The organism is Bacillus sp. 179-C3.3 HS, assembly GCF_047229225.1.
Lineage (GTDB): Bacteria > Bacillota > Bacilli > Bacillales > Bacillaceae > Bacillus.
Map to the genome: position 1 here is coordinate 22,383 of NZ_JBFEFT010000027.1, position 24,826 is coordinate 47,208.

Genomic DNA, 24,826 nt, shown 5'->3' on the forward strand with positions numbered 1-24,826 from the left:
CAGCCCGCTTCATGAGAAACGGGCTGTTTTTTTATTGTCCTGATGAATTAGGGGACGGGTTTATAGAGTCGTCCTCCCCTGTTTCATTAGAAAAGGAATCTGTTCCATTAGGCGGCTCTGCAGGGAGCTTTAAATGAGTTCTTAACTCATACTGCACTTCGGCCAAATTGGCTTGGTCTGGTTCAAAGAAGTACGTACGGTTTGGACCTACATAAAGATCTGTACCTTTAATGGAGAGTGTATCTGTATCGTCTCCTTTAAAGCCACTATATATTTGCTGAAGAGCGAGTCCTTCAGTGATACGGAAGTTGGTTGAAATATGATCACTTACTTCTTTTGCGATATTATCTACGTTCGCAATGTTGTTTGGTCGAGACATTTGATCAATCATTGCGCGAAGAATTTGTTTTTGACGATCGTTTCGACCGAAATCACCACGTGGATCCTGCTTTCTCATACGTGCATAAGCAAGTGCTTCTTCTCCATTTAGATGCATATTTCCTTTTTGGAAGTAAATCTTTTTGGATTCTTTGACATCACTTTTTTCATGAAAGTCAAAAGGAACATCTACATCAATTCCGCCGACTTCATCAATGACATCTTTGAACCCATCAAAATCAACCGTTGCATATTTATCGATCGGAATATCCAAGAATTGCTCTACTGTATCAATTGTTTCATCTTTTCCGCCTTTCGCGAAGGCGGCATTGATCTTCACTTTATTCCCTGTTGTATCACTAGCAAGCCGTACCCGTGTATCCCGAGGAATACTAAGCATTTTCATTGTTTTATCTTGAGGATTGATTGTTGCGACAATGAGAGAATCCGACCGCCCAAGATCTCCATCTGTGGCATAATCCTCAATACCAACAAAAAGAACCGAAAAAGGTTTCTTTTTGATGTCGACCACAGCATCACGTAGCTTCGACTTTTCACCACGCGCTAATTCATCATACGTTTTGTCCGCAGCTTGAAGGGTGTTCACAATTTTATATACTGCAAATCCGCCTAGTAAAATGAAAAGAAGCATAATGAAAACCATCATTCGTTTAAAAATCTTTTTCTTCTTGCTCTTTTTCTTTCGTACACGCACTTTTACTCGTTGTGCCATTCGTCTATCTCCTTTATCGGACCAATGTCCTTTTCTAAATAAATCAGTTCGCCTTCCTTTGTAACACTCTTTCCATTTGTAAGCTCAGTCATCCATTCATTAAAAGAATCCACTTGTGTTTCTTCAACATAAGTCTCAAATATAACATCTTCGGCATAATGTATCTCTTTTAGTTGAAAAGATGAGGCTCTAAGCTCATTCTCTACCTTTCCAAGCCATGTATAATCAATTGTTGTGTGCATTGTCCGCATGAGACAACGCTCAACAATACCGACATGATTGATGGCTTCTGATACGGATTTCCCGTAAGCGCGGATTAAACCACCAGCACCTAATTTAATACCGCCGAAATATCGCGTGACAACAACGACTGTATCCTTTAGCTTACGTTTTTTAAGTACCTCAAGCATTGGCATGCCAGCTGTACCACTTGGTTCACCATCATCATTGGCTTTTTGAATCAAATCATGTTCACCAATGAGGTAAGCTGAACAATTATGTGTGGCATTCCAATGTTCTTTTTTAATGGATTGTATGAATGCTTGTGCTTCTTCCTCCGAGACAGCACGTTGTATATGACAAATAAAACGTGATTTTTCAATGACGATCTCATGCTCGCCACGACTTTTTACTGTAAGATAGCGATTCAGCAAAAGACATGCCCTCCATATTAGCAAATGGTAAAACAATAGAAAATTTGCATTGGTTTTAGAATTTTACAGCGTATTTTGTTATGATGTTAAGAGTGGAAAAAGGGACGTCATAAAAATTTCATGTTTTATACGCATTCTTTCATTATAAATCGACATAAAATGTAGATCAATGACAATTATAATAAAAAAATGACATCACTGTTACGGGAGGGAAAACGATGACAACACCCAAAATGGATCCGAAATTATTGGATTCAATCATCATGAAAATGTTAAGTACAGTTGATGGCAGTAAGGACGAGGTATTTAGAATAGGCGAACAGTCCCGCCAGCAATATGAAAGCCTAGTAGAAGAGCTTAAACAAATCAAACAACAAGTAAACGAAGTGATCGACTTTGGAGATAAACTAGAGGTCCATACGAGACACGCGAGAAACCGTTTATCTGAAGTCAGCCGAAACTTCAACAAATTCAGTGAGGACGAAATAAGAGAAGCCTACGAAAAAGCACATAACCTTCAAGTAGAGCTTACCATGATACAGCAACGTGAAAAGCAACTGAGAGAAAGAAGAGACGATTTGGAAAGACGACTACTAAGCCTACAAGACGTTATTGAACGCTCTGAAACACTCGTCAGCCAAATCACTGTCGTTCTTAACTATCTCAATCAAGATTTACGTCAGGTGGGTGTTTTGCTTGAGGATGCACAGGCAAAACAAGATTTTGGTTTAAGAATTATTGAAGCACAAGAAGAAGAGCGCAAAAGGGTATCGCGCGAGATTCATGACGGTCCTGCACAAATGCTTGCTAACGTCATGATGCGTTCTGAATTAATAGAACGTATCTTTAGAGACCGTGGGACAGAGGAAGGCTTTAAAGAAATTAGAAATCTAAGACAAAATGTGCGAAATGCCCTGTACGAAGTCCGAAGAATCATTTATGATTTAAGACCAATGGCTTTAGATGATCTCGGTCTCATTCCTACATTAAGAAAATACTTAAACACAATAGAAGAGTATGATGGGAAAACAAAGATCACCTTCCAGTGCATTGGTGATACAGAAAGCGAAAGAATTGCTTCTCAATTTGAAGTGGCATTGTTTAGACTTGCACAAGAGGCTGTCACAAATTCCTTAAAGCATTCAGAAGCAGAAGAAATCTCTGTAAAAGTAGAAGTAACGAAAGACTTTGTTACGTTAATTATTAAAGACGACGGCAAAGGTTTTGATATGAAAGATGTCAAAACAAACAAAAACAAATCATTTGGCTTGCTTGGTATGAAAGAACGCGTAGACTTATTAGAGGGGAAAATAACCATCGATTCAAAAATAGGTCTAGGGACATTCATCATGATTAGAGTACCGTTAACATTACAAAAAAAATTGTAAAATAGAGTCAAAAGACATATTGACCATAAAGTTCAGGTGTAGAACAATAAACGTGGGGAGGCGTAGCTTGTGACTAAAGTAAATATTGTAATCATTGATGACCACCAATTATTCCGTGAAGGTGTCAAACGGATTTTAGATTTTGAACCTACTTTTGAAGTAGTTGCAGAAGGAGACGACGGTGACGAAGCTGCTCGTATCGTAGAACATTATCATCCGGATGTTGTCATTATGGACATTAATATGCCGAATGTAAATGGTGTAGAGGCTACAAAGCAGTTAGTAGAGCTTTATCCCGAATCAAAAGTCATTATTCTATCTATTCATGACGATGAAAACTATGTGACACATGCATTAAAAACAGGAGCAAGAGGCTATCTGTTAAAAGAAATGGATGCTGACACACTAATTGAAGCAGTGAAAGTCGTAGCTGACGGAGGATCTTATTTACATCCGAAAGTTACACATAATTTAGTAAATGAATTCCGTCGCCTTGCAACGAGTGGAGTTTCAGCACATCCACAGCATGAAGTATATCCAGAGATTCGTAGACCATTGCATATCTTAACAAGACGTGAATGTGAAGTTCTTCAAATGTTAGCTGATGGAAAGAGTAACAGAGGAATCGGCGAATCACTTTTTATTAGTGAAAAAACAGTGAAGAACCACGTGAGTAACATCTTACAAAAGATGAATGTGAATGATCGTACACAAGCTGTTGTTGTCGCAATTAAAAATGGCTGGGTAGAAATGAGATAATGTGCCGGACAAGCACTCCATTTCGACTATTTTAGTACTCTCATGTTGAGAGATTAAAAGTGTAGTAAGGAGTCTTTTTCGGAGAAAGTAGCTTGCCTATTGATTAGGCAAGCTTTTTTGATTACTATTATAAATCTAATGAAAAACAATGCGAATTCTTTTAAAATAAAAAAGAGTAACGAATAAGGAAGGTATTTAAGAATGAAAATAGCCGTTGTAACAGACAGTACTGCTTATATACCGCAAGAACTACGTGATACACACCACATTCATATGATCCCACTGAATGTCATCTTTGGTCGTGAATCGTATCGAGAAGAAATCGAGATGGACTGGGAGACTTATTATGAAGAGGTAAAAAAACATAAAGACCTCCCAACAACCTCGCAGCCTGCTTTTGGTGAACTAGTTGCATTGTATGAAAAACTAAGTGAGACATATGATGCTGTCATTAGTATTCACCTTTCAAGCGGAATCAGTGGAACTTATAATAGTGCCGCTGCAGCGAATGATATGGTAGATGGGATTGACATTTATCCTTTTGATTCAGAAACAAGCTGTATGGTGCAGGGCTTTTATGCATTAGAAGCTGCAGAGAAAGTGAAAGAAGGTGCCTCTCCAGAGGAAATATTGGCACATCTTCATCATCTAAAGGAAAATGAACGAGCCTACTTCATGGTCGATGACTTAACTCATTTACAAAGAGGCGGAAGACTAAATGGCGCACAAGCCTTTATTGGGAGCCTCTTAAAGGTAAAGCCTATTCTTCACTTTGACAACAAGCTAATTGTCCCTTTTGAAAAGATTCGTACACGGAAAAAAGCCATTTCACGTATATTTGAATTATTTGATGAGGATGCAAGTCGTGGTGTACCGATGAGAGCGACCATTATCCATGGAAATAGAGAAGAAGAAGCAGATGAAATGATTGCGTCTTTATCAGAGAAATATCCTCATGTGGAATTTTACAAAAGTTATTTTGGCGCTGTTATAGGTACTCATCTAGGTGAAGGATCATTAGGTCTTGGCTGGATGATCAGATAAATCGGAAATCCCCTTTTCATATTGAAAAGGGGATTTATTTTATCATTTTTACAGTTGGACGAAAGTACAAGCCCTCATGCATAATAGGCGAAAATCAGCTGAGAGGTGTTCGATAGAATTGAATCTAAACAAAGCCATGCAATTAAGGTCACAACTACAATCAAGACATCTCCTATCATTTGAATGTCCTTGTTCACATTACGAGCTGGATTGGTTAGTGAAACAAGGTTTGGTTAACTCAACACCTGCTATTGAAAAGCAAGCGAGTAGCTTTAAATGTTGCAGATGTGGTGAGTCACATAAGCGCTATTTTGCTTACACACCGTGTGACCAGTGCAAAAAAGACTGTGTATACTGTAGATCATGTATCATGATGGGGAAAGCAACAGAATGTACCAATCTTTATGAATGGATTGGCCCTACAGTAGAAGAAAGAAGTCAAGTGAAATTCACATGGCAGGGAGAGTTGTCTAAAGGACAAAAAAGAGCATCAGAAGCAATGATTGAAGCCATAAAAAACAAAACCGATTTACTTGTTTGGGCTGTTTGTGGAGCGGGGAAAACAGAGGTGCTTTTCTACGGAATTGAATATGCACTAAATAGAGGAATGAAGGTGTGTATTACGACACCTAGAACAGACGTTGTGCTTGAGCTAGAGCCGCGAATAAGGAAGGTGTTTCAAGGGATCAATATCGCCGTACTTTATGGTGGGAGCCTTCAAAGGTTACAATTAGCGCCCCTCATGATTTCCACAACTCATCAGCTTCTGAGATACAAGAATGCTTTTGATGTCATCATTATAGATGAAGTGGATGCTTTTCCTTATTCAATCGATGATCGCCTTCAATTTGCTGTTAAAAAGGCGATGAGAGAGAAAGGTGTCACAATCTATTTAAGTGCGACCCCCTCTAAAAAAATGCAAAAAGATATTTCTTATGGAAAATTAGAAGCGATAAAAATCCCCATCCGTTTCCACCAAAAGCCATTACCTGTCCCAACCTTTCAGTGGATCGGACAGTGGAAAAAAAGATTAGAAAAGAAGCAACTCCCATCTACTGTAGTGGAATGGATTCAGAAACATATCAAAAAGAGAAGACGTATCTTACTTTTTGTTCCCTCAATTTCCATCATGAAAAAGGTAACAAATATCTTTCGATTACTTGAAATAAATGCAGAAGGCGTTTCGGCAGAGGATAAAGAGAGAAAACGGAAAGTCCAAAGCTTTAGAGAGCATGCTTATAATGTACTTGTTACAACGACCATTCTGGAAAGAGGCGTGACCATTCAAAATGTGCAGGTGGGTGTTCTTGGAGCAGAATCTACTATATTTACTGAGAGTGCGCTAGTTCAAATTGCAGGAAGAGTTGGGAGGCATCCTCAATACTCTCAAGGCGACGTACTGTTTTTTCATTTTGGTCTTACTAGAAATATGAAACAAGCGAAGAAGCATATCGTCCAAATGAATCATACATCTATGAGAGAATTTTCTGAAAAATAGTGTAGATTTCATTGAACCATGGTACATTATATTCAATATGCAAAAATAGTAGGAGCGACAAAATATGCTAATTAATGCAAAGGAAATTCTACTAAAAGAAATACTCTATCAACATCTTAATCAATTAAATATGATGTGCCAATGTGAGAAGTGTATAGAAGATGTATTAGCCATTTCATTGAATCAAGTGAAGCCAGCATATATCACAGACATCGATAAAATATCATACAGTAAATCTGAGATGGTTGATAAACAAAAAAATACAGCCATGCTGGTCATCTTGATAGAAGCAGCTTCAAAGGTAACAACTTATCCAAGATGCACATTACGACAATCGATGGAGCAAGAGAAAAATGATTTGTCCGATTTGTGATAGCCACTATGTAGCAGCCTTTACATGGAAATCATTACTGCTTTCTGATCAAGATCGAGTATGTTTAACATGTAAGGAGCGCTTAAAAAAGATTCGCGGCCCTATCTGCCCGAAATGTGGACGAGAACAATCCGATGATTACGTATGTCAGGATTGTATCAGTTGGAGCGAAAGAATGGGTCCCGATGAAGTGCTTGTAAAGAATAGATCTGTTTATGTGTATAACGAATATATGAAAGAAATACTAGCCCGATTTAAATTTCGAGGTGATACTGCTTTAGCTGAACTGTTTAAAAAAGATGTACGCACCGCGTTTAAGCGTTCCTTTCCAATGAAGAGCCGCCACATCCACATCATTCCAATCCCTCTAAGTAGAGAAAGATTAAAAGAAAGGAAATTTAACCAGTCGGAGGTACTTGCTGCCTTGCTAGGAGTTTGTACGATCCAACCACTCATTAAAGTACATCAAAGTAAGCAGTCAAAGAAAAATAAAAATGAGCGCTTACATCAAAACGGGCGGTTCCAACTCAACCAATTACATACAATTATTTCGCGAGATGTCATATTAATTGATGATATATATACAACAGGTGCTACCATCTATGATGCGGCAAGCATCTTAAAAAATGCAGGAGCGAGATCTGTTTCTTCTTTTACGTTAATTCGTAGTTAAAAATAATGATATTCAACCGATAATAAGAAAAGAAAATATATAAGGAGTTTTGGTTATGAATCAATTGGCAAACTGCCCAGAATGTAATCAACTGTTTTTAAAAACGTCCATCCAAACGGTTTGTAACAAATGCTTTGAAGAAGAAGAACGTTCATTTGAAATTGTTTATAAATTTTTAAAAAAGCAAAGTAATAGACAATCTACAATTGCTGATATCGTTGATGCAACAGAAGTAGATGAAGAGTTGATCCTAAAGTTTATTCGATTGAAAAGACTTCAAATCAGCCAGCTTCCAAATATCAACTATCCTTGTGAAAGATGTGGCACACCGATAAGAAAAAACAAACTATGTAGCCAATGTGATCAAGATATTCATACGCAAATAAGCCAAATGAACCAAGAAGAGGCAAGGAAAAAGGAAATCGAATCTAGGAAAAAAGACACCTATTATGCCATAAATCCTAAAAACGACTGATTCCCTAAACTAAGTTGCAGTTTGGTCGATAAAATGGATAGAATTAAGACAGACTGTAACGGAAAGCGAGAGGAATCCCGTGAAAATTAATCAATATGGAACACAACCAGTAAATCCTTACAAGAAAACATATGAGAAACAAACGTTGCAATCGAACCAAGCAAAAACAGCAGATAAAGTGGAAATTTCTAAAAAGGCAATCGAAATGCAAAAGGTGCCGAATATCATGAAAGAACGTCAAGAGAAAATAGAGCAAATTAAAAAAAGCATTGAAGCTGGAACATACCATGTGGATACAAAAGGCATTGCAGATAAAATGCTAAATTTTTATAAACAACAATAATAAAAGGAGTAGGCTGAATGTCAGTAAAAATAATTATTGAAGAGCTGCATCGTCTCTATGGATTACATGAACAGCTTTTAAAGCTGTCTAAGGATAAAACAGAAATGCTGAAAAGCAACGAGATTGATGCTCTTTCAGAGGTACTGAATCTTGAGCAAAAATATATTCAGGCCATTTCTCAATTAGAGGAAAAACGGATTGAAGCGACAGTTCAATTTTTACAAAATGATCAATCGCCAACTATTACTGCATGTATCGAAAAGGCTGAAGGTACGGATCAACAAGAGCTGACTTCGTTATATAAGAAGTTAAATGACATTATGGTGGAATTGAAAGATGTAAACGAACTAAATAAACAGCTCATTCAGCAGTCACTTCAATTTATTTCACTGACATTCGATCTCGTTTATCCTAATAAAGAAAATATGAATTACGGACAAAACGGTCTTGAGAGTTCAAAGCCTAAACAGCATATGGCTTTGTTTGATTCAAAGGCGTAAACAAGGAGGATACCAATGGGTTCTACATTCATGGGACTAGAAACGGCAAAAAGAGGGATCACAGCCCAGCGGGCAGGGCTTTATGTCACATCAAACAACGTGTCCAATGCAAATACAGAAGGCTATTCAAGACAGAGAGTAACTTTTAAAGCAGATAATCCTTATCCAGTAATTTCTGTTTATGACGGCAAGACATACGGCCAAATGGGTACAGGTGTTCAAGTTGGAACCGTTGAAAGAATTAGAGACGACTTTTTAGATCTTCAGTATAGAGATCATAATAACAATTTGTCTTACTTTGCAACAAAGTCTGATGCTCTTTCACAAATGGAAGGGGTTATGAATGATTTAACAGATGAAGGTTTAAATAGAGCGTTTGATAACCTTTGGAAATCACTACAAGTGCTTTCTGAGACTAAAAATGCAGATACTGCTTCTGCGCGTACGGTTGTTAAAACAAGTGCACAAGCATTAGTAGACCAATTTCGTCTGCTTAATTCGTCTTTAACTACGATTCAAAAGAATTTGAAAACAGAATTGGATTCAACGGCAAAAAATGTGAATACACTTTTGTCTCAAATTAGCGAAGTGAACAAACAGATTGCAACAGTAGAGCCGAACGGATACTTGCCAAATGATCTTTATGATTCTCGTGACGCACTGATTGATCAATTATCTTCACTAGTAGATATCAAGTTAAGCTACAATCCATCTGGCGGTAATGCACTTAAAATTGCTGAGGGAACGGTGAACATTGACATTGTTGGTGCTAATGGACAAGTTGCTGGTCCTCTTTTGAATGGTATTACGAACGATATTGCGGAATTACAAGTTTCTTATGACAATACGACAGGTCTTGTAAACTCCCTTCAATTCGGGGCAACAACCATTGCAGCAGATCAGTTACAAGTGAACGGAAAAATAAAAGCACTTGTTGAGGCTTATGGTTATACGTCAAACGGAGCTGAAAAAGGCATGTATCCAGACATGCTTGCAGAGCTAGATACAATTGCACAAATCTTCATGGATAAATTTAACGAAGTGCATAACCAAGGGTTCACGTTAAACGGAGCAAATGGACAAAACTTTTTCGATATCGAAAATAATAACGATTTGAATAAAGGACTAGCTGCTCGTATTAAAGTGAGTGATAACATCTTAGCATCAACAGATAATATCGCTGCTTCTCTCAATCAGACAAAAGGCGATGGATCGAATGCGACACAATTAGCTAATATCCAAGATTTGAAACTATCCATTGGTGGAAAAACAACCACGATTCAGGATTATTATCAGAATGTGATTGCTGAAATGGGTATACAAGGGCAAAAAAATGTGACATTAGAAAGTAGTTCAGCAGCGCTCGTTAACTCAGCTAATGAACGTAGAATGTCCACTAGTGCTGTTTCAATCGATGAAGAAATGACAAATATGATTCAATTCCAGCATGCATATAATGCCGCTGCAAGAATTGTGACATTACAAGATGAAATATTAGATAAATTGATTAACGGCATGGGTGTCGTAGGAAGGTAGGAATAACTGATGCGAGTTACACAAAGCATGCTTTCGCAAAACTCACTTCGCAATATTAGTAAAAGTTATGAGAAACTTTCTAGAATAAATGAACAAGCACAAACAGGTAAACGTTTTACAAAGACCTCAGATGATCCTGTAGCGGCAGTGAAAAGCCTTCAATATAGCACGGCTCTTTTTCGAAATGAACAATATCAAAACAATTTAAATGAGGCTCGTAACTGGATTGATACATCTGAAACGAGTGTCACTGAAATGATTGATATTATGTCGGATGTACGTTATAAAGTGCTTGATGCGGCGAATGGCACAAAACAGCCTGAAGATTTAGCAGCCATCGGAGTAGAAATTGGTCAGATGAAGAAGCAAATCATTGATGCAATGAACACTCAAATGTTAGGTAAGTTTGTATTTAATGGAACCAATACGAATGTGAAACCAGTCGTAGAGAATGCAGATGGTACGTATACATTCAACTTTGAAAATTATACGAACGCACATGCGGTTCAATCAAACATTTCAGATGGTATTACGTTAAATGTAAACTCGAGTCCGCTGACGGCATTTGGTGGTCAGTCTGCTTCAGGGCAAAATGTCATTCAAATGCTGACTGACTTGGAAAACTCTTTGAAAAATGGTGTGTTTCCAAATTCAGATCAGACACTAAATGATATTGACCAATTCAGTGAGGTAATGAGCGCAGAACGTTCAGATCTCGGTGCTAGATCGAATCGTATTGATTTAGTTAGCAGTCGTTTGACCTCACAACAAACAGTGATAAAAAATTCTAAATCTGATAATGAAGATATTGAAAGTGAAAAAGCCATTGTTGAACTTCTTCAGCAAGAGGTAGTCAATAGAGCGGCTTTAGCGACGACAGCGAAAGTCATTCAACCATCGCTTGTTGATTTCTTAAGATAATAAAAAAGCATCCTTAGGGTGCTTTTTTGCATCATGGAGGTGAACCTATGCAAATCCCTAGATTGTTAATGCAACAAACCTATGCGAAGCTACAAATGTCGACGACTCCTTCTAAACAAGAAGTAGAGCAGCCAAGAGCTGATCTTGAAATTCAGCAACCTAAAGCTGTTATGAATATAACAAAAACGCCTTCGAAATTAACCATAGACCAAACAGAAGCATTTGCAGACATGGATATCAAGTCCATTTTTAGGCGTTCAGAGGAATGGGCGGCAGAGGGGAAGCGTGCGATTGGTGAAGGAATGGGTAGAAGGGCAGAGGAAGGAAGCCAATTGGTGAAAATTGAAGGTGGTGGCAATGCAATCGCCCAAATCGCCAAAGCCAATGGAAGTCCTTCAAAACAATTCACGATCGGTGTCATCCCTTCCTTCTTTAGTGTCAAAATCGACTATCAGCCATCCGAGCTACACATTGACATTCAGCCACAAAAGGCTGTGATTGAGGCAACTCCACATAAACCAATCGTTAACTATAAGCCAGGTAAGGTAAATATTGATATGTTACAATACCCAGAATTAAAAATAGAAGTTGACGAAACGGGTCAAAATGGTGATAAGGTATAGTTAAGAAAATGAAAAGGTCGTGAAGTATGATCATTCAAACAAAATATCATGGTGAAGTGACAATCAAAGAAGAGCAAATGATCACCTTTGATAATGGGATTCCAGGGTTTTTGGATCAAAAACAATTTGTTATTTTGCCTTTATCAGAAGAATCACCGTTCTTAGTTTTACAATCATTGAAAAATGCAGAATTAGGCTTCATTGTCAGTAGTCCGTTTTTATTTTTCGATCAATATGAATTTGATTTAGAAGAGGCGGTAGTAGACATTCTTGAAGTTGAAGATGCAAATGACGTTGAAGTCATGGTGATTTTAACAATGGAAGCTTCAATTGAAAAAACGACAGCAAATTTGAGAGCGCCTATTGTTGTGAATAGGAAAAACATGAAAGCGAAACAGGTGATTTTGCATGACTCAGCCTATCATACAAAACACTTACTAGAGGTGTCATCATGTTAGTCTTATCACGGAAATTAAATCAGTCGATTCAAATAGGGGACGATATTGAAGTTAAGATTATTTCAATTGAAGGTGATCAAGTAAAAGTCGGGATTGACGCTCCGAAGCATATTGATATTCATAGGAAGGAAGTTTATCTGTCCATCCAAGAAGAGAATAATCGTGCAGCAAGCTTGTCTGTAGACTTACTATCTCAATTATCCTCACAAAAAAAGTGAGGATTTTTTTATCTGCCTTGTTGATTGAAATTTATGTGGAAATGCTGAACAATCCTATGAAACTTAAACAAATCGGGCGATCTATATTTAATTTGAAAATTCAAAGCCGATATAATAGATAGATTAAAGCACAGGAGCTGATTAACTATGTCTGTTAGTAAGATGACACAGCTAAAGCCAATGATTGATGCATATCAAACCCGTGTTTCTAATAAGCAAAATGACCATGTAGACACAGATTTACAAGCAAATGGCCAGGCGGTTCCAAAGGAAGAAATTGAAAAAACGATTCAAGGGGCAAATAAGCTCATTGAACCGACTCAATTCCATCTTCAATTTGAATTGCACGAAAAGCTCAATGAGTATTATGTCAAAGTCGTAGATGACCAAACAGATGAGGTCATTAGAGAGATTCCTTCTAAGGAATGGCTGGATTTCTATGCAGCAATGACGGAAATTGTTGGATTATTTGTAGATAAAAGAATGTAAATGAAGGGAGAACTAATTTTATGGTAAATCGAATTACTGGATTTTCAAACATATTTGATATTGATGAAGTTGTAGCAAAATTGATGAAAACGGAACAAGCACCGCTTGATAAAATGGCACGCCAAAAACAAACAATCGAATGGCAAAGAGACAGCTATCGAGAGGTTAATTCAAAAATTAAAGAATTAGAAGATTTGATTACCAGTTTAGAATTAAATCTACCAAGTACTTATGGCTCAAAAAAAGTGACAAGCTCCAATGAATCGGCTGTAACAGCGACAGGATCAACAAATGCGACGTCAGGCATGATTAATGTCACTCAGCTTGCGACAGCTTCTGTTTTTAAATCTTCTGGGACATCTGGATTTACTGCAACAAACGGGTCATTTTCATTTGAGGTGACGACACCAGGCTCAACTACGCCAAAAACGGTGACAATCAAAACTTCTGATACAGATACAATTGATGATATTGTGAATAGACTGAATAAGTCTCAACTAGGTGTGACGGCTTATAAAGGTCAAATCTTTGATGGAACGAACTATGTAGAGACCATTGCACTCACTTCAAGAACAACTGGTGACGGTGTGAATATAAAAGCAACTGATGGGAACGCTGCTTCTTTCCTCACACAACTAGGATTCCAAGTAGATGGAGATAACAAGCTTGTTGCGACTACACAAGGACAAAAGGCGCAATACGAGATTAACGGCTTGAAAATGGAGAATAACAACAATACATTTACACAGGCTGGAATCACGTACGAGCTAAAAGCAACGACTGATCAACCTGTTACCTTGAACGTTTCATCAAATGTCGATGAGATCTTTGACAAGATCAAGCAATTTATAGATAAATACAACGAACTCGTTGATCAGGTTAATGGAAAAGTCAATGAAAAGAGAAACCGAACGTATCAACCATTAACAGCTGATGAGAAAAAAGCCATGTCAGACAAGGAAGTAGAATTGTGGGAAACAGCTGCGAAGACTGGTTTGCTGCGAAGTGATGCGATTTTGAGATCGGGAACTGCTAAATTAAGAAGTGATTTTTATGCGGATATTACGACTGATGATGGAAATAAAATCCACATGACCCAAATTGGTATTACGACATCATCCAAGTATAAAGATGGCGGTAAGCTTGAAATTACTGAAAAAAATGAAGAAAAACTAAGAAATGCCATTGCAGAAGATCCTCAAAAGGTGATGCAAATATTTATCTCGGGTTCTTTAAACGTTGATTCAAAAGATTCGGCCAAAGCGCAGCAGCAATATAATGAACAAGGGATTCTTCATCGTGTCAGAAATTCCTTGACGGCTTTCACAAAGAGTATCCAAACGAAAGCTGGTAGCACTACGATGGAATCTAACCAATATGGACTTGGTAAGAACCTCGATTCATTGGCGAAACGAATGGATACATTTCAAGACCGCTTAAAGTTAATTGAAGCTCGTTACTACACGAAGTTTAATGCCATGGATAGTGCGATTCAAAAGCTGAACAACCAATCGGGCTACCTTTCACAACTGCTTGCATATTAATGGAGGTTTATAACATATGGCAATTCAGAATCCTTATGCCGCCTATCAGAAAAATTCTATTGAGACAGCAACACCAGCCGAGTTGACGCTCATGCTTTATGATGGCTGCTTGAAGTTTATCAGATTAGCAAAGCATGGCATTCAACAAGATGATGCTGAAATGAGAAATTTGAATCTGAAAAAGGCTCAAAACATCATTCAAGAATTAAACGTCACATTAAATCGCACCTATGATGTATCCAAGAGTATGGCGAGTATGTATGATTACATCTATCGTAGACTAATTGATGCGAATCTACAGAATGATGGAGAGATACTCAACGAGGTGGAACAATATGTGATTGATTTCCGTGATGCTTGGAAGGAAGTCATTCAAACAGATCGAAGAGGCCGCCATCAATCCATCGGAGGATCTTTATGAGTATTGTTGACCAACTGTATGACCAAACAATAAAAATGGCTGCTGAAATAGAAGCGAATCCACAAAGTGAAACATTGGTGGAAGACTTTGATGCCTTTTTAATTGAGCGTGATGAATTGATGAAAGACATTCAGCACGAATTGACAACACCAGAGAAAGAAAAAATCAAAGAAATCATTCAAACGGATCAGAAGATGGCCAAACAATTAACGGACATTCAACAAGGGATTAAAGCTGATATTCAAGCCATTCAAAGAAAGAAAATGAAACAGCAGAATTATGAAAATCCCTACCAACCGATGACGAGTGACGGTGTATATTACGATAAACGGAAATAATTAGGTGAGACCTGTGGCGTATCGTTCAGATGACTATATTTTATTAACCACATATTATGAACTGCTATATACGATAGAAGAGAGTTTAACATATTTAGATGAAATTGAGATGGATTTTTCTAAGACAGAGGGGGATCGGATCTTTAATGATCTGATCCATGCCTTCTTTCAGTTAGAGACAACACACCCCCTCCTGCTTTCAATCATTGAAAATGAACGTTTTGCACAGACAATTCGTTCGTTTGATCAAATTTTTCTAAGTTTCGATATTCTAGCTTTCTATACATTCCCTTCGGATCACTTCCAACATTTTCTTAAAGTCTATTTTATACCTGAATATAGAGAGTGGATGGATGAAATTCATGCCTGTATGAGGCCATTCGTCATTCATTAACCTTGTTTAATGATGAAAATGAGGATTGCCAGTGGACTAAGATTCGCTTAGAATGAACCACTTTCTAAAATGATGCAATTGATTGTTTTATTCACTTTATCAGGATCTATTAGTGCCCAGCATCATTTTTATCGAAAATGACAGACTATTCAAACAAGGGGTGCAACACACGATGCATGTCATTTGTGTGAAGGAATGAAAGCGCTTTGGAGGATGTGTTTTGATGTGTGGAAAAACAACTTGTTTTTTCAACATTGTGGCACGATGGTCTTTTTCATGCGACATGCGAATATATATTCATCAGCTATTCAGTAAAAGGTGAAGTACCGCAAGATTCGACATATTTCATGAAATATTCACATTTTTTTTACGTTTGAGCAGGAGATAAAGGGGGAAAAGTAGAAATAGGTTTACATATCCTTAATTTTAAAGGAGGCGTTCTTTACATGAATTACAATGTCAGAGGAGAAAACATCGAAGTAACACCTGCACTCAGAGATCATGTCGAGAAAAAAAATGGAAAGCTGGAGCGTTATTTTGAGTCAGCTGTTGATGCTTCAGTCAACGTGAACTTGAAGTTTTATAACGATCAAGAATCTAAGGTAGAAGTCACGATTCCAATGACCGATCTAGCACTTCGAGCAGAGGTGCATCATGAGGATATGTACAATGCAATAGACCTAGCAGTCAGTAAATTAGAACGTCAAATTAGGAAACACAAAACAAAAGTAAACCGCAAATTCCGAGAGCAAGGTGTGAAAAAGCACTTATTTGCTGGAGGAAATGGTACTGCTGAAATTGCGGTTCAGGATGACGAAGAAATCGATGAAACAGAAATCGTCAGACAAAAACGCTTTAATTTAAAACCAATGGATAGCGAAGAGGCCATTCTTCAAATGAACATGTTAGGTCACAGTTTCTTTGTCTTTACAAATGCAGACACCAATTTGACCAATGTCGTTTATCGTCGAAATGACGGTAAATATGGACTCATCGAGCCGAACGCTTAACATCAATTTTACAGATTGAAAACAACATAAATCACGTAAACCCGTCCCCTTGATATGGGGCGGGTTTTTTGTCCTAAATCATGACAAATTCTTTGGAAATCAATGAAGGTATGGTATGATAAATGCAGGTAAAAATGGACTTGTCAATATTTGGACATGCCGAAAAATTGCATGAAATAGAGGAGCGTTATTATATGCTTGGAATCTTAAATAAAGTGTTTGATCCTACGAAACGTACGATCGGCCGATATGAAAAAAAGGCAAATGAAATTGAAGCTCTCGCTCAAGATTTTGAAAAATTATCAGACGAGGCTTTACGAAATAAAACGATAGAATTTAAAGAAAAACTTGAAAATGGTCAAACTGTGGATGACTTATTAGTTGAAGCCTTTGCAACGGTTCGCGAAGCATCCCGCCGTGTCACAGGGATGTTCCCATTTAGAGTGCAACTCATGGGGGGGATTGCGCTTCATGAAGGCAATATCTCTGAAATGAAAACAGGTGAAGGGAAAACGTTAACCTCAACAATGCCTGTTTATTTAAATGCACTTTCTGGTAAAGGCGTCCATATCGTGACAGTGAACGAATATTTGGCAAGCCGTGATGCAGAGGAAATGGGGAAGATCTTTGAATTTCTTGGACTAACTGTTGGACTGAATCTGAACAGTTTAGACAAAGATGAAAAAAGAGAAGCCTATGCTGCTGATATCACGTATTCAACGAACAATGAGCTTGGTTTTGATTATTTACGTGATAACATGGTGCTCTACAAAGAGCAGATGGTACAAAGACCTCTTCATTATGCTGTCATTGATGAAGTGGACTCGATTTTAATTGATGAAGCGAGAACCCCACTGATCATCTCTGGACAAGCAGCAAAGTCGACGAAGCTTTATGTACAAGCGAATGCATTTGTTCGTACGTTAAAAGCAGAAGACGATTTCACTTTTGATATTAAAACAAAAAGTGTTCAGTTAACAGAAAGCGGTATGACAAAAGCAGAAAAGGCCTTTGGCATTGAGAACTTATTTGATGTCAAACATGTGGCGCTAAACCACCACATCGCACAAGCTTTAAAAGCACATGTTGCGATGCAAAATGACGTTGATTACGTTGTAGAAGATGGACAAGTCGTCATTGTCGACTCCTTTACTGGTCGTTTAATGAAGGGTCGTCGTTACAGTGAAGGCTTGCATCAAGCCATCGAGGCAAAAGAAGGTCTTGAAGTACAGAACGAAAGCATGACACTTGCAACCATTACGTTCCAGAACTACTTCCGTATGTATGAAAAGCTATCTGGTATGACAGGGACAGCGAAAACGGAAGAAGAAGAATTTCGTAATATTTACAACATGCAGGTTGTGACAATCCCAACCAATAAACCAGTGGTTCGTGATGACAGACCTGATTTAATTTACCGCACGATGGAAGGGAAGTTTAAAGCAGTGGCTGAGGATGTTGCCCAGCGCTATATGACAGGACAGCCTGTGCTTGTCGGAACAGTAGCTGTTGAGACATCTGAGCTCATCTCGAAGCTTCTTAAAAATAAAGGCATCCCTCATCAAGTGTTAAACGCGAAAAATCATGAACGTGAAGCACAAATTATTGAGGAAGCCGGTCAAAAAGGTGCCGTCACTATTGCGACAAACATGGCGGGACGTGGAACAGACATTAAGCTTGGCGAAGGTGTAATAGAACTGGGCGGTCTGGCCGTTATTGGGACTGAGCGTCATGAATCACGCCGTATTGATAACCAGCTCCGCGGACGTTCTGGTCGTCAAGGAGACCCAGGGATTACACAATTCTATCTCTCTATGGAAGATGAATTGATGCGCCGATTTGGTGCAGAGCGTACAATGGCGATGCTTGATCGTTTCGGCATGGATGACAATACACCAATCCAAAGTAAAATGGTGTCTAAAGCGGTTGAATCTTCACAAAAACGTGTTGAGGGGAACAACTTTGATTCCCGTAAGCAGCTTCTGCAATATGACGATGTACTGCGTCAACAACGTGAAGTAATCTATAAACAGCGCTTTGAAGTGATCGATTCTGATAACTTAAAAGAGATTGTGATCAATATGATTCAATCTTCTATTGAACGTGCTGTTGGTTCTTACACACCGAAAGAAGAGCTTCCTGAGGAATGGAAACTAGATGGTCTTGTTGAATTAATCAACACGAATTATTTAGATGAAGGTGCCATTACGGTCAAAGATATCTTTGGTAAAGAAGCAGATGAAATCACGTCCTTCATTATGGATCGTATTAAAGAGAAATACGATGCAAAAGAAGAAACATATGGCGATGAACAAATGCGTGAATTTGAGAAAGTCATCGTGCTTCGTGCTGTCGATTCGAAATGGATGGATCACATTGATGCCATGGATCAACTGCGTCAAGGAATTCATTTACGTGCGTATGCACAAACCAATCCACTGCGTGAGTATCAGATGGAAGGATTTACAATGTTTGAGCATATGGTTGCCTCCATTGAAGATGATGTAGCCAAATATGTCCTAAAATCTGAAATTCAAAATAACCTTGAGCGTGAAGAAGTCATTCAAGGACAAACCACTGCCCATCAGCCTCAAGAGGGTGATGAGGAAAAAACGGTGAAAAAGAAGCCCGTACGCAAGGTCGTTGATATTGGACGAAACTCACCATGTCACTGCGGAAGCGGAAAGAAATATAAAAATTGTCATGGGAAGACAGAATAAAGAATAGAAAGAGGTGCAAACCTCTTTCTATTCATGTTGATACCAATACATCTATGAGGTGAAGAATATGGAATTAGTAGAAATTAGACAAGAGCTTGAAAATATGGCTAGCAGGCTAGCTGATTTTAGGGGGTCTCTTTGACCTCGAAACAAAAGAAGCCAAAATTGCAGAATTAGAAGTAACAATGTCAGAGGCTGATTTTTGGAATGATCAGCAAAAAGCGCAAGGTGTCATCAATGAAGCCAATGCACTGAAGGATTATGTGAATACATATCACGAGCTCAGTGAATCGCATGAAGAGCTACAAATGACACATGACTTGTTAAAGGAAGATGCTGATGTAGATCTTCAGGTCGAGCTTGAAAAAGAGCTAAAGAACTTAACAAAGCAGTTTAATGAGTTTGAGCTTCAGCTCCTTTTAAGTGAACCGTACGATAAAAACAATGCCATCCTTGAGTTACATCCAGGTGCAGGTGGGACTGAATCACAGGACTGGGGTTCTATGCTCCTCAGAATGTACACTCGCTGGGCAGAGCGTAGAGGATTTAAAGTCGAAACACTTGATTACCTTCCTGGTGATGAAGCAGGGATTAAGTCGGTGACATTGCTCATTAAAGGGCATAATGCTTACGGATATTTAAAAGCAGAAAAAGGGGTACACCGTTTGGTGCGTATTTCTCCTTTCGATTCATCTGGTCGTAGACATACATCCTTTGTTTCCTGTGATGTGATGCCAGAGTTCAATGAAGAGATCGACATTGATATTCGTACAGAGGACATCAAGGTTGATACGTATCGTGCTAGTGGTGCAGGTGGTCAGCACGTCAACACGACCGACTCTGCTGTTCGTATCACGCACATTCCAACCAATGTCGTGGTGACATGCCAAACGGAAAGATCGCAAATTAAAAACAGAGATCGTGCAATGAAAATGCTAAAATCGAAACTGTATCAAAAGCGGATCGAAGAACAGCAGGCTGAACTGGATGAAATTAGAGGAGAACAAAAAGAAATTGGCTGGGGTAGTCAAATTCGTTCTTATGTATTCCACCCGTATTCTCTTGTTAAAGACCATCGAACCAATACGGAGATGGGAAATGTGCAAGCGGTCATGGATGGAGATTTAGATTCATTTATTGATGCATATCTACGTTCGAAATTATCATAAAAACTCGGCTTCTTGCCGGGTTTTTTTGATTGTGAGAAAATATAATGAATATAAAGGAATACATACGACATACTGACTCTATATCCTTTGTATGATGAATCTAGCAAATAAAGGGGGAAATCAATTGGGATTAGATCGATTACAAGAGACATGGGATTTAGATGCTTTCTTCAAAGGTGGCAGCTCTTCACAAGAATTTATGACCTATTTACAAAGCATTGAGCAGCTGTTAACGGAATTACGCCATCAAGTAGAGGGCTTTTCAAAAGAGAAAACACAAAGTAAATTAGTCTCTGTCTTAGAGACATATGAAACCACATACAAAAAACTGTCTCAAGCAGGTTCCTTTGTATCTTGTCTACAAGCTCAAAATACAAAGGATATGAAAGCAGCTAGTTTGCGTGGCACGATTGCCAAGCTAGGAGCTGACATGGGAACCATTTTGGCACTTCTTGATCAATCGCTTGCTGAAATCCCTTCTCATGAATGGGAAGAACGAATGAAATCAGACGCTTTATCAGATATTCGATACATATTAAATGAGCGCAGGGAACGTGTGAAGGATCAATTACCTGTGGAGCAGGAAACGTTGATTCAAAAGCTAGCCGTAGATGGGTATCATGCGTGGGAAGAGCTTTATTCTAGCTTAGTCAATAAAATCTTGATTCCATTTGTGCAAAATGGTGAAACACAGATGATCTCAGTAGGCCAAGCGGAAAATGTGATGGATGATTCAGATCGTGAAGTCAGGAAAGCGGTGTATCATAACCTAGAGCATGCCTGGACACAGGATGAGCATTTATTTGCTAGCACCCTCAATCACCTTGCCGGCTTTCGTTTGCAAGTGTATGAAGCCAGAGGATGGGATCATATTTTAAAAGAACCACTTGAGATTTGTCGGATGAAACAAGAAACCCTTGATGCGATGTGGTCAGTGATTGATGATCATAAACAGCCGTTCATTGACTATTTACACAGAAAAGCCGAGATGCTTGGTGTCGATAAACTGAGTTGGTTTGACGTTGGTGCACCAGTCGGCAGTGAGGCGAAAACCTATTCTTATCAAGAAGCAGCGGCGTTTATCATCAAACATTTCGCTGGATTTGGAGAGAAGATGGCGACATTTACCGAAAAGGCATTTCAGGAACGCTGGGTTGAGGCAGAGAATCGTCCAAACAAACGTGTAGGTGGCTTCTGTACAAATTTCCCTGACAGCGGTGAATCACGTATATTTATGACGTTCTCGGGTAGCCCATCCAATGTGGCGACGTTGGCGCATGAGCTTGGTCATTCATTCCATCAAGATGTGATGCAGGATGTTCGGGTGCTGAATCGCAAATATGCGATGAATGTAGCTGAAACGGCATCAACATTCGCTGAAATGATTGTGGCCGATGCATCATTAAAGGAAGCAGTAAATGAAGAAGAGCGTTTGAGTTTGCTGGAGGATAAGCTACAGCGCAGTGTGGCATTCTTTATGAATATTCAATCGCGCTTCTTGTTTGAACAGCGCTTTTATGAAGAGCGTAAACAGGGAGAAGTGCCGGCTGAACGTTTAAATGAGCTCATGGTAGAAGCACAAAAGGAAGCGTTTGGCGATGCTTTAGATGAATACCATCCGCATTTCTGGGCGTCTAAGTTGCATTTTCATATTACAGGCGTACCGTTTTATAACTTCCCTTATACATTCGGTTACATGTTTTCGTTAGGCATTTATGCGAAAGCGCGACAGGCAGGCGCATCATTTGAAGAGAAATACATTGCGTTGTTAAAAGATACCGCTTCGATGACTGTGGAGGATTTAGCCTATAAGCATCTAGGTGTAGACTTGACTCAAAAGGCATTTTGGGAAGAAGCGATGTCATTGGCAGTGGCAGATGCTGAAGAGTTTTTGGCCATTACAATGAAAAAATAAAAAAGGCTCCCTTTATGGGAGCTTTTTTGCGGGCTTTAACCAATCGAGCATTGTCTGAAGGATGTCCTTTTGCTGAGTCAACACGCCAATATCAGCTTCTTGATCTCCTTTTTGCTTACCATACATACCAAACTGTGCATGGTTTCCACCTTTTATTTCATGGTGCACCGTTTGGGACGGCAGTTGCTTTTTCGATTGTTTGATTTTCTCTCGTGTCGCTAGCCCATCCTTTTCACCTGATATAGATAGTACTTGAAAGGAAGCTTGCTTTAGGCTGTCTGATGCTGGATAGGCGGCGAGAAAGAATAAACCGTCTAGTTTGTTTTGATTTTTTTCAGCATACATAGACGCAGCTGCTCCGCCTAAAGAATGTCCGCCGATATACCAGTGTTTGATGGATGGGTGATGTTCAATGATGTCCTGTGCCTTATTTGTATGAAAAATAGCGAAGGAAAACGGCATGTCAGGGATAAAGACAGAATAGCCTTTTTCCATGAGTTCATTCCCTAAGTAAGCATAGGCAAGAGGTTCAACTTTAGCTCCAGGATAAAGAATGATCCCTGTATCGCTTTTTGACGATTCATATGTATATACACCGTTCATATGTGCGACTTGTTCGAGATTGACCTGTTTTTTTAGCGCGTCGGATGGTCCATATGTAAAGCGACTCCATATATAAAATGCACCAAAAGCGAGAATGATCAGTGCAAGTAAAGTAATGCCAGTGATTTTCAGTATTTTCTTCATCGCATGTCCCTTCTTTCTCATGTACATATTAAATATACCATCATTTGCTCTCATGCCAAATCATGAGTACGCTGATCCGGTTGTATGATAAAGTGTTAACTCATTAATACTGCATTTGGTTGTTATTTACAATCTGAATGGGAGGGCTTAAAATAGGTGTGCATTTAAGAAGTAACGGAGGCAGAAAGAGATGAAGTGGGGACAGTCTCATGCTTGGATTGAAGTGAAAAATTATTTATTTATTTTAATCGGTTCCGCCATCGTAGCCATTGGATTTAATACGTTGTTATTACCGAATCAGATTGCTGCTGGGGGAGTGAGCGGCATTAGCACCATTATGCAGTCTTTCGGTTTTGAAGCAGCTTATGTGCAATGGGGTCTCAATATTCCGCTCTTTATCGCAGGTTTTTATTTATTAGGTGGAACATTTGGAGTAAAGACGCTTGTTGGTTCTATTTTTTTACCTTTCATGGTGTTCCTCACAAGAGGGATTGCACCTGTGACACATGAAGCCCTTTTAGCAGCGATTTTTGGTGGTGTGGTGATTGGGATTGGATTGGGGATCGTGTTTCTTGGAAATGGTTCAACGGGTGGAACGGCACTCGCAGCCAAAATCATTCATAAGTACACGGGACTCACGTTAGGTACATGTTTAGCGATGATGGATGGCCTCATTGTTTTGGCTGCAATGGCTGTTTTTGGAATTGAAGAGGGGCTGTATGCAGTCATTGGCGTGTTTATTTCTAGTAAAACGATTGATGTGGTCCAGGCTGGCTTTAGTCATTCAAAAATGGCGATGATCATCACAGGACATGAGGATGAAGTCAGACAGGCTGTTTTTGATCAAATCGATCGAGGGGTCACGAAGATTTCAGCAGTTGGAGGATATACCGATCATGATCGTCCAATTCTCATGTGTGTAGTTGGCCAATCACAGTTCACAAAGTTGAAACAAGTCGTCAAAGCGATCGATGCATCAGCATTTGTGATCGTCATGGATGCAAAAGAGGTACTTGGTGAGGGTTTTAAAAGGGCGTAAACAAGGATATAATAGCGTTGACCAAATGATTGTAATGGAGGGAAATAGATGAAAAAGAGTAGCTTAACTTTGCTTTTCGTTGCAATGCTATTTGCACTCGCAGCTTGTGGCGGGAATTCAAGCAGCAGTGACAAAGAAGGCAGTAAAAGTGCATCTACGGTTAGCAGTGGCGAAGATATTTATGAGCAAAGCTGTATCGGCTGTCATGGCAAAGATCTCTCCGGTGGAGGCGGTCCAAGCTTGAAAGAAGTCGGAAAGAAATATGATGAAAAACAAATTGCTGATATTGCAAAGAACGGGATCGGTTCAATGCCAAAAGGACTAGTAGATGAGGAACAAGCGAAAGAAGTGGCCAAATGGCTTGCAGAGAAAAAATAAAACCTTTGTCTATAGACTAACCTAGTCAAATGGGACATAAAAAAACACCCTTCTAGTGATACACTTAAACAAAGTGTTAATTAGGAGGG

Annotated in this window: 28 protein-coding genes; 25 read left to right on the top strand and 3 right to left on the bottom strand. The window is 38.9% G+C overall.

What is annotated here, in order from left to right:
• Nucleotides 1–31: 31 nt before the first annotated feature.
• Both AB1K80_RS14970 and AB1K80_RS14975 read right to left on the bottom strand, forming a co-directional pair.
• Nucleotides 32–1,111, bottom strand: a complete 1,080-nt coding sequence (locus AB1K80_RS14970) for an LCP family protein (protein WP_412857576.1) — start codon at nt 1,109–1,111, stop codon at nt 32–34.
• Nucleotides 1,096–1,764 carry a YigZ family protein gene (locus AB1K80_RS14975; protein ID WP_412857577.1) on the bottom strand — a complete coding sequence of 223 codons (669 nt, stop codon included), beginning with the start codon at nt 1,762–1,764 and terminating at the stop codon, nt 1,096–1,098. Before AB1K80_RS14975 ends, AB1K80_RS14970 begins: the two co-directional genes overlap by 16 nt.
• Before the next feature lie 218 nt (nt 1,765–1,982).
• On the opposite strand from AB1K80_RS14975, the gene AB1K80_RS14980 reads away from it, so the two are divergent.
• From AB1K80_RS14980 to AB1K80_RS15090, 23 genes are all read left to right on the top strand, one after another.
• On the top strand, nt 1,983–3,152 hold the full coding sequence (locus AB1K80_RS14980) for a sensor histidine kinase (RefSeq protein WP_412857578.1): 1,170 nt from the start codon (nt 1,983–1,985) through the stop codon (nt 3,150–3,152).
• Nucleotides 3,153–3,221: 69 nt separating this feature from the next.
• Nucleotides 3,222–3,911, top strand: a complete 690-nt coding sequence (gene degU, locus AB1K80_RS14985; RefSeq protein WP_008348273.1) for a two-component system response regulator DegU — start codon at nt 3,222–3,224, stop codon at nt 3,909–3,911.
• A gap of 201 nt (nt 3,912–4,112) precedes the next feature.
• Nucleotides 4,113–4,955 (top strand): DegV family protein, encoded by an 843-nt coding sequence (locus AB1K80_RS14990; RefSeq protein WP_412857580.1) that lies wholly within the window; start codon nt 4,113–4,115, stop codon nt 4,953–4,955.
• Nucleotides 4,956–5,091: 136 nt separating this feature from the next.
• Nucleotides 5,092–6,453 (top strand): DEAD/DEAH box helicase, encoded by a 1,362-nt coding sequence (locus AB1K80_RS14995; protein WP_412857612.1) that lies wholly within the window; start codon nt 5,092–5,094, stop codon nt 6,451–6,453.
• A 64-nt stretch (nt 6,454–6,517) separates the two neighbouring features.
• The gene (locus AB1K80_RS15000; RefSeq protein ID WP_412857581.1) at nt 6,518–6,826 is read left to right on the top strand and encodes a late competence development ComFB family protein; all 309 of its coding nucleotides are present in this window, start codon (nt 6,518–6,520) and stop codon (nt 6,824–6,826) included.
• A complete protein-coding gene (locus AB1K80_RS15005; RefSeq protein WP_412857583.1) occupies nt 6,807–7,499 on the top strand; it encodes a ComF family protein in 693 nt (230 codons plus the stop codon). Before AB1K80_RS15000 ends, AB1K80_RS15005 begins: the two co-directional genes overlap by 20 nt.
• Nucleotides 7,500–7,554: 55 nt before the next feature.
• Nucleotides 7,555–7,974 (top strand): TIGR03826 family flagellar region protein, encoded by a 420-nt coding sequence (locus tag AB1K80_RS15010; protein WP_412857585.1) that lies wholly within the window; start codon nt 7,555–7,557, stop codon nt 7,972–7,974.
• A 79-nt stretch (nt 7,975–8,053) separates the two neighbouring features.
• Nucleotides 8,054–8,317 carry a flagellar biosynthesis anti-sigma factor FlgM gene (gene flgM / locus AB1K80_RS15015; protein ID WP_412857587.1) on the top strand — a complete coding sequence of 88 codons (264 nt, stop codon included), beginning with the start codon at nt 8,054–8,056 and terminating at the stop codon, nt 8,315–8,317.
• Nucleotides 8,318–8,334: 17 nt separating this feature from the next.
• Nucleotides 8,335–8,817: a flagellar protein FlgN gene (locus AB1K80_RS15020; protein WP_412857588.1), complete on the top strand. Its 483-nt coding sequence runs from the start codon at nt 8,335–8,337 to the stop codon at nt 8,815–8,817.
• 15 nt (nt 8,818–8,832) lie between these two features.
• A complete protein-coding gene (flgK, locus tag AB1K80_RS15025) occupies nt 8,833–10,353 on the top strand; it encodes a flagellar hook-associated protein FlgK (protein WP_412857590.1) in 1,521 nt (506 codons plus the stop codon).
• Nucleotides 10,354–10,362: 9 nt separating this feature from the next.
• Entirely contained in the window at nt 10,363–11,274 is a 912-nt protein-coding gene (flgL, locus tag AB1K80_RS15030; RefSeq protein ID WP_412857592.1) for a flagellar hook-associated protein FlgL, read from the top strand.
• A gap of 47 nt (nt 11,275–11,321) precedes the next feature.
• The gene (locus tag AB1K80_RS15035; RefSeq protein ID WP_412857593.1) at nt 11,322–11,897 is read left to right on the top strand and encodes a DUF6470 family protein; all 576 of its coding nucleotides are present in this window, start codon (nt 11,322–11,324) and stop codon (nt 11,895–11,897) included.
• Between the two features lie 26 nt (nt 11,898–11,923).
• Nucleotides 11,924–12,355 carry a flagellar assembly protein FliW gene (gene fliW / locus AB1K80_RS15040; protein WP_412857594.1) on the top strand — a complete coding sequence of 144 codons (432 nt, stop codon included), beginning with the start codon at nt 11,924–11,926 and terminating at the stop codon, nt 12,353–12,355.
• Nucleotides 12,349–12,573 (top strand): carbon storage regulator CsrA, encoded by a 225-nt coding sequence (gene csrA / locus AB1K80_RS15045; protein WP_412857595.1) that lies wholly within the window; start codon nt 12,349–12,351, stop codon nt 12,571–12,573. The genes fliW and csrA overlap by 7 nt, the downstream gene beginning before the upstream one ends.
• Before the next feature lie 147 nt (nt 12,574–12,720).
• Complete coding sequence (flaG, locus tag AB1K80_RS15050) at nt 12,721–13,062, top strand: flagellar protein FlaG (protein ID WP_412857596.1); 342 nt, start codon at nt 12,721–12,723, stop codon at nt 13,060–13,062.
• Nucleotides 13,063–13,082: 20 nt separating this feature from the next.
• Complete coding sequence (locus AB1K80_RS15055; protein WP_412857597.1) at nt 13,083–14,606, top strand: flagellar hook-associated protein 2; 1,524 nt, start codon at nt 13,083–13,085, stop codon at nt 14,604–14,606.
• A gap of 16 nt (nt 14,607–14,622) precedes the next feature.
• Entirely contained in the window at nt 14,623–15,027 is a 405-nt protein-coding gene (gene fliS / locus AB1K80_RS15060; protein WP_412857598.1) for a flagellar export chaperone FliS, read from the top strand.
• The gene (locus AB1K80_RS15065) at nt 15,024–15,365 is read left to right on the top strand and encodes a flagellar protein FliT (RefSeq protein WP_412857600.1); all 342 of its coding nucleotides are present in this window, start codon (nt 15,024–15,026) and stop codon (nt 15,363–15,365) included. Before fliS ends, AB1K80_RS15065 begins: the two co-directional genes overlap by 4 nt.
• 13 nt (nt 15,366–15,378) lie before the next feature.
• The gene (locus AB1K80_RS15070; protein ID WP_412857601.1) at nt 15,379–15,759 is read left to right on the top strand and encodes a hypothetical protein; all 381 of its coding nucleotides are present in this window, start codon (nt 15,379–15,381) and stop codon (nt 15,757–15,759) included.
• 446 nt (nt 15,760–16,205) lie between these two features.
• On the top strand, nt 16,206–16,769 hold the full coding sequence (hpf, locus tag AB1K80_RS15075) for a ribosome hibernation-promoting factor, HPF/YfiA family (protein ID WP_412857602.1): 564 nt from the start codon (nt 16,206–16,208) through the stop codon (nt 16,767–16,769).
• A 194-nt stretch (nt 16,770–16,963) separates the two neighbouring features.
• Nucleotides 16,964–19,489 carry a preprotein translocase subunit SecA gene (gene secA, locus AB1K80_RS15080; RefSeq protein WP_412857604.1) on the top strand — a complete coding sequence of 842 codons (2,526 nt, stop codon included), beginning with the start codon at nt 16,964–16,966 and terminating at the stop codon, nt 19,487–19,489.
• A gap of 67 nt (nt 19,490–19,556) precedes the next feature.
• Nucleotides 19,557–20,658, top strand: a protein-coding gene (prfB, locus tag AB1K80_RS15085; RefSeq protein WP_412857605.1) for a peptide chain release factor 2 whose coding sequence is annotated in 2 segments (ribosomal slippage) — nt 19,557–19,628 and nt 19,630–20,658 — 1,101 coding nt in all. Because the reading frame shifts where the segments join, the coding sequence is not laid out codon by codon here.
• Between the two features lie 124 nt (nt 20,659–20,782).
• Nucleotides 20,783–22,573 (top strand): M3 family oligoendopeptidase, encoded by a 1,791-nt coding sequence (locus tag AB1K80_RS15090; RefSeq protein ID WP_412857606.1) that lies wholly within the window; start codon nt 20,783–20,785, stop codon nt 22,571–22,573.
• A 12-nt stretch (nt 22,574–22,585) separates the two neighbouring features.
• On the opposite strand, the gene AB1K80_RS15095 is transcribed toward AB1K80_RS15090, so the two are convergent.
• Nucleotides 22,586–23,320 (bottom strand): alpha/beta family hydrolase, encoded by a 735-nt coding sequence (locus AB1K80_RS15095; RefSeq protein ID WP_412857607.1) that lies wholly within the window; start codon nt 23,318–23,320, stop codon nt 22,586–22,588.
• 190 nt (nt 23,321–23,510) lie between these two features.
• Between AB1K80_RS15095 and AB1K80_RS15100 the strand changes: the two genes are divergently transcribed.
• Nucleotides 23,511–24,359 (top strand): YitT family protein, encoded by an 849-nt coding sequence (locus AB1K80_RS15100; RefSeq protein ID WP_412857608.1) that lies wholly within the window; start codon nt 23,511–23,513, stop codon nt 24,357–24,359.
• A 48-nt stretch (nt 24,360–24,407) separates the two neighbouring features.
• Nucleotides 24,408–24,737, top strand: coding sequence for a cytochrome c551 (gene cccB / locus AB1K80_RS15105; protein ID WP_412857609.1), 330 nt, complete (start codon nt 24,408–24,410; stop codon nt 24,735–24,737).
• Nucleotides 24,738–24,826 lie beyond the last annotated feature (89 nt).